Below are 5,105 nucleotides of genomic sequence, written 5' to 3'. Positions count from 1 at the left end.
GCAAAAAATTTTTTACTCGTGCCTTATTGTGACTAGCATCCTGTCGGAATTAAAGGAAATAGGCTGCAAATTGAGCTGAGCGGTGACTATTTCGCCGCCTTTTTGGGCAATAACAACTATTACCCTGAAAATCGTCAAGTGGGGTAGGCAGACATTACGTTGCAAGGTGAAAACTCGCTAAATCTACCATCGCTCAGCTCAGTTCTCGCTACGATTCTTTAAATCGGACAGACTCCAAAAAAATTGAATTTATAGAGGCGCTCTTAAGTGTTAGTAATATGTTTTATCCCATGGCAAACGCCATCTAAGATGACTCATTTGATACCGTTACCAGAATTAACGCCATCATTATTTTTAAAAAAACTGTTTTGCCGCTTCACCAGCTTCTCGATGGAAGAAATGGGAGGTGCAGCCTGGTGGTGTCGGATGGTATTATTCGCACCTTATGAGACATAAGAAAATTTGCTTTTTTTGAGATTGGTGAAGAGATGAACAGCAGCGAAATCCGTATGAAATTTTTGGATTATTTTGCTTCCAAAGAGCACACTATCGTGCCGTCCAGTCCATTGGTGCCGGGTAATGACCCTACGTTGCTGTTCACCAATTCTGGCATGGTGCAATTCAAAGACTGTTTCCTTGGCCACGACAAGCGTCCTTATGTCCGCGCTACATCTTCGCAGCGCTGTGTGCGCGCAGGAGGTAAGCACAACGATCTGGAAAACGTGGGTTATACCGCACGGCATCATACATTTTTCGAGATGCTGGGTAATTTCAGCTTTGGAGATTACTTTAAACATAGTGCCATCAAATACGCATGGGAACTGCTCACTGGGGTTTATAAATTACCAGCTGACAAGCTGTGGGTAACAGTTTACGCCGAGGATGATGAGGCCTATGAAATTTGGTCTAATGAAGTAGGCGTACCCGTCGAGCGCATTATTCGTATTGGTGACAATCATGGCACACGCTATGGCTCTGATAATTTCTGGCAAATGGCTGATACCGGCCCATGCGGTCCATGCTCGGAAATTTTTTACGACCATGGGCCTGACGTTTGGGGCGGCCCTCCGGGTAGTTCGGAGGCCGATGGTGATCGCTATATTGAAATATGGAACTTGGTATTCATGCAATACAACCGCGATGAGAGCGGTGTGCTGCACCCGTTACCCAAGCCATCGGTCGATACTGGCATGGGATTGGAGCGCATCGCGGCAGTATTGCAACAGGTGCACTCCAACTATGATATTGATTTGTTCCAGAATCTTATCTGCGCGGCGGCGCGCGAAACGAACACCAACGACCTTACCAATAACTCACTCAAGGTGATCGCAGATCATATTCGTGCTTGCTCCTTTCTAATCGTGGATGGCGTAATTCCCGGCAATGAAGGGCGCGGCTATGTGCTGCGCCGCATTATCCGCCGTGCCATCCGCCATGGTTATAAATTGGGTTGTCGCGCAGCTTTTTTCCATAAGATAGTAGTTGATCTTGCCAGGGAAATGGGCGGAGCATATCCCGAGTTGGTTGCAGCACAAACGCGGGTAACTGACGTGCTACGTATTGAGGAAGAGCGCTTTTTTGAGACTATTGAGCATGGTATGAAAATGCTTGATGTAGCACTCGAGAAAGTTATAACGGCTGGTCTTGGTTTCGATGTTGAACCGGGCAATGGGAAGGTCCGAGGTGAAGACGCGTTGCCTCAACCCAAAATACTTGTGGGACATATTGCTTTTACTTTGCACGACACTTATGGCTTTCCGCTCGACCTGACACAGGATGTATGTCGTGAACATGGTGTAATAGTTGATGAGGAGGGTTTTAATGATGCCATGACACGCCAGCGCGACCAGGCACGCGCGGCTGGAAAGTTCAAGATAGCGGCGGGGCTCGAATACGAAGGTGTAAAAACGCAATTCCACGGGTACGAAAAACTGGTTACGCAGGGCAAAGTCGTGGCGCTTTATAAGGATGGCGTGGCTGTGCAAGCGCTTTCCGCCGCTGAGACAGGTATTGTGGTGCTAGACAATACGCCGTTTTACGCGGAATCTGGCGGGCAGGTGGGGGACGTGGGTGTGCTGCAGCTGTCTTCCAATAATCCAACGCTTTTTGTTGTAGAAGATACACAGAAAATTCAACCCGATGTGTTTGGCCACCACGGACAGATAAAGAGCGGTGTTATCAAGGTAGGCGACTTGGTTGAAGCACTAGTTGATGTAGCTGCGCGTGCGCGCACTATCCGTAACCACTCAGTTACGCACCTGATGCACCGGGCGTTACGTGATGTGTTGGGTGCGCACGTACAACAGAAAGGTTCGCTGGTTGATCAGACAAAAACACGCTTTGATTTTAGCCATAATGCACCGATGACCAATACTCAAATCCGAGAGGTGGAATGTCGTGTAAACAGTGCCATACAGGCGAATGCTGCAGTGAGCGTGCAAGTAATGACCTATGACGATGCACTCAAATCTGGCGCCATGGCATTGTTCGGAGAAAAGTATGGTGATGAAGTGCGTGTATTAGGCATGGCCGATTTTTCTACTGAATTATGCGGCGGTACGCATGTTCAGCGCACTGGCGATATTGGTTTATTCAAGATTGTAACGGAGAGCGGTGTGGCTGCTGGTATCCGCCGAGTTGAGGCGATCAGCGGGGAGGGTGCGCTGAACTGGGTACAACAGCTTGATGCGAGAGTAAATGAAGTCGCCGCCACGCTTAAGGTGCAGCCAAACGAACTCATCCAGCGTGTTGCGCAAATGCAGGATGCGACAAAAGCGCTGGAAAAAGAGCTCGCTACCTTAAAATCTAAATTGGCTACTTCGCAAGGTGACGACTTGGCCAGTCAGGCACTAGAAATTAATGGCGTCAAGATAGTGGCAGCACTTTTGGAAGGTGCAGATATCAAAACATTGCGTGAAACATTAGACAAGCTGAAAGACAAACTTAAATCGGCAGCCATCGTATTGGCTGCCGTGGCTGATGGAAAAGTGACACTTATCGCGGGTGTTACCGCAGATATTACCGACAAGGTAAGGGCGGGAGAATTGGTTAATGCGGTAGCACAGCAAGTGGGTGGGAAGGGTGGTGGCCGCGCGGATATGGCTCAAGCAGGGGGTACTCAACCAGAATTTTTAGCCACTGCACTCGCATCTGTATCGGCTTGGGTAAAAAGAAAGCTATAAGCAAGATAAAATTCAAGCAGGGATGGACAATTTTGCGAATTATCGCTATGCACATCCCTGCGAACAAACTACTTAGTCAGGCAGACGTTCGTGCTTGCTTGCTATCTATTATTTCTACTACCAGTAAGGACTTCCAAACCGACCATTCCATGGACCCCACATGTTGTTGTACCAATATGACCCATAATAGCCATTATAAGGATACCGTGACCCATAATATGGGTATGTAGTGAGCCTTGGCCATAGATACACTGTCTCGGCGTTGATCTGAGGATAGTGATATTCATATTCGCCAAGCTTGTCAACGGTCGTACCTTGAATATTGCCAATTACTGTTACTTCGCGGCCCTTCGCATACACTTCCGGATCATAAAAGTCTGGAGCGCAGGCAATGAAGCGTCCCCATGTCATATCCGTATCTAGAGGTCTTGCGTTACTGTCAAGTGGGTGGCTCACTATCTCAATACACGTCTCATTCTTGCCTGGTTCCGTGTTCGCAATGCTGCCTCCCCAACGTACACGCTGACCTATAAGATTATCGTTTTGAGCCGCGTTTGGTGTTACCTCAGCAAATGCGCCGACGGCAAGGGGCTTTGGGACGGTGGCACAACCAGCAACAGCAATTGGTAACAGAAAAAGAAAAATCCAGCGATCCATGGAAGCCTCCTTAGTTTTGATACGCTATCGGTCTATGTCCTCGTCACCATTGTCAAAAAAACTGGACGCTTCACTTTACACTCAGTTATTCAGTTACAGATGTTGTCGCTCACTCTATCTGAGAAGATGTCCTTTGCCCGTTTTTATCAACAATTTACATTAGATAATTTATTTAATTTGTTGTAAATACAGTTCTTCAACTTTTTTTCGAGCCCATGGCGTTCTCCGTAAAAATTTTAAGCTGGATTTTATACTGGGATCGTGTGTAAAACATCGCACGGGCACAGCAGCACCCATGACTTCCCAGCCCAAGTTTACAGATAGTTGTGTAAGGATCGTTTCAAGAGTGATACCGTCCAAAGTGGGTGTGTTTACAGATTTTTTATTTGCATCCATATTCGTATTTTACATGTGGTAGTTTGATCTGAGCATTTACAATGACACTTCATTTTTAAATATACACCTGTTCATGTCAGACCCCATTCGCCTCTCAAAATTCCTTGTTGAATTAATCTCCTGTTCACGCCGGGAGGCTGCGCTTTATATTACAGGCGGCTGGGTTATGGTCGATGGAAAAGTGGTGGACATACCCCAGTTCATGGTGTCTCAGCAAGAGAAAGTTGAGCTTCACCCTGAAGCTAGTCTCGCTCCGGTTGCGCCAGTGACAATTTTGTTTCATCAACCGCCAGTCGCAGGCATGGATGCTAATGCTGCGCAACAACTTATTTGCGCCGATACGCGGACGACTGACGATCCATCTTGCATTCACCTCAGCAAACAACACTTTGCTCGGCTGAAGCAATGCATACCGTTAGAGAAGAATGCTAGCGGCTTGTTAGTATTCACCCAGGATTTTCGAGTAGAGCGCAAGCTGATAGATGATGCAGCCACAATTGAGCAAGAATATATTGTGGAGGTCGCAGGTGAGCTGACTCCCGCTGGGCTCAAGCAACTCAACCACGGAATCATTTTTAACGGTCGGGCTCTGCCTCCGATCAAAGTCAGCTGGCAAAACGAAACACGGCTGCGTTTTGCCCTCAAAGGGGTGCAACCCGGACAGGTCGCACATATGTGTAAAAGTGTCGAGCTACAGGTGCTGGCCGTTAAACGAATCCGGATCGGCCGGATGTCGATGTCCAAATTGCAACCCGGACTATGGCGTTATTTGATGCCGCATGAGAAGTTTTAGCCCTGAAAGCTTAATAGCTTGCGAGCACTCTATGCGACTTGCTTTATTAATAATATACTTAAAATATAATATAAAAC

At 47.3% G+C, this 5,105-nt stretch carries 4 protein-coding genes; 2 read left to right on the top strand and 2 right to left on the bottom strand.

Translation table 11 applies throughout. From position 1 onward, the window contains the following. Positions 1-488 precede the first annotated feature (488 nt). Positions 489-3,182, top strand: coding sequence for an alanine--tRNA ligase (alaS, locus tag MJ769_RS07600; protein WP_239235879.1), 2,694 nt, complete (start codon positions 489-491; stop codon positions 3,180-3,182). Positions 3,183-3,299: 117 nt separating this feature from the next. Here alaS and MJ769_RS07595 read toward each other — a convergent pair whose 3' ends face one another. Both MJ769_RS07595 and MJ769_RS07590 read right to left on the bottom strand, forming a co-directional pair. After that, a complete protein-coding gene (locus tag MJ769_RS07595) occupies positions 3,300-3,839 on the bottom strand; it encodes a Slp family lipoprotein (protein ID WP_239235877.1) in 540 nt (179 codons plus the stop codon). Positions 3,840-4,007: 168 nt separating this feature from the next. Further along, positions 4,008-4,235, bottom strand: a complete 228-nt coding sequence (locus MJ769_RS07590) for a VF530 family protein (protein ID WP_239235875.1) — start codon at positions 4,233-4,235, stop codon at positions 4,008-4,010. A 73-nt stretch (positions 4,236-4,308) separates the two neighbouring features. Here MJ769_RS07590 and MJ769_RS07585 point away from each other — a divergent pair, with 73 nt between their 5' ends. After that, positions 4,309-5,028, top strand: coding sequence for an rRNA pseudouridine synthase (locus MJ769_RS07585; protein WP_239235873.1), 720 nt, complete (start codon positions 4,309-4,311; stop codon positions 5,026-5,028). Positions 5,029-5,105: the final 77 nt, after the last annotated feature.

This window comes from Candidatus Nitrotoga sp. BS, assembly GCF_927797785.1.
Taxonomy (GTDB): Bacteria; Pseudomonadota; Gammaproteobacteria; order Burkholderiales; family Gallionellaceae; genus Nitrotoga.
The sequence above is the reverse complement of the archived record's forward strand: the minus strand, read 5'-3'. Positions and strand labels throughout refer to the sequence as shown.

Coding starts and splice junctions, on each gene's coding strand:
- alaS (WP_239235879.1), top strand. CDS start 489: ATGAACAGCAGCGAAATCCGTATGAAATTTTTGGATTATTTTGCTTCC.
- MJ769_RS07595 (WP_239235877.1), bottom strand. CDS start 3,839: ATGGATCGCTGGATTTTTCTTTTTCTGTTACCAATTGCTGTTGCTGGT.
- MJ769_RS07590 (WP_239235875.1), bottom strand. CDS start 4,235: ATGGATGCAAATAAAAAATCTGTAAACACACCCACTTTGGACGGTATC.
- MJ769_RS07585 (WP_239235873.1), top strand. CDS start 4,309: ATGTCAGACCCCATTCGCCTCTCAAAATTCCTTGTTGAATTAATCTCC.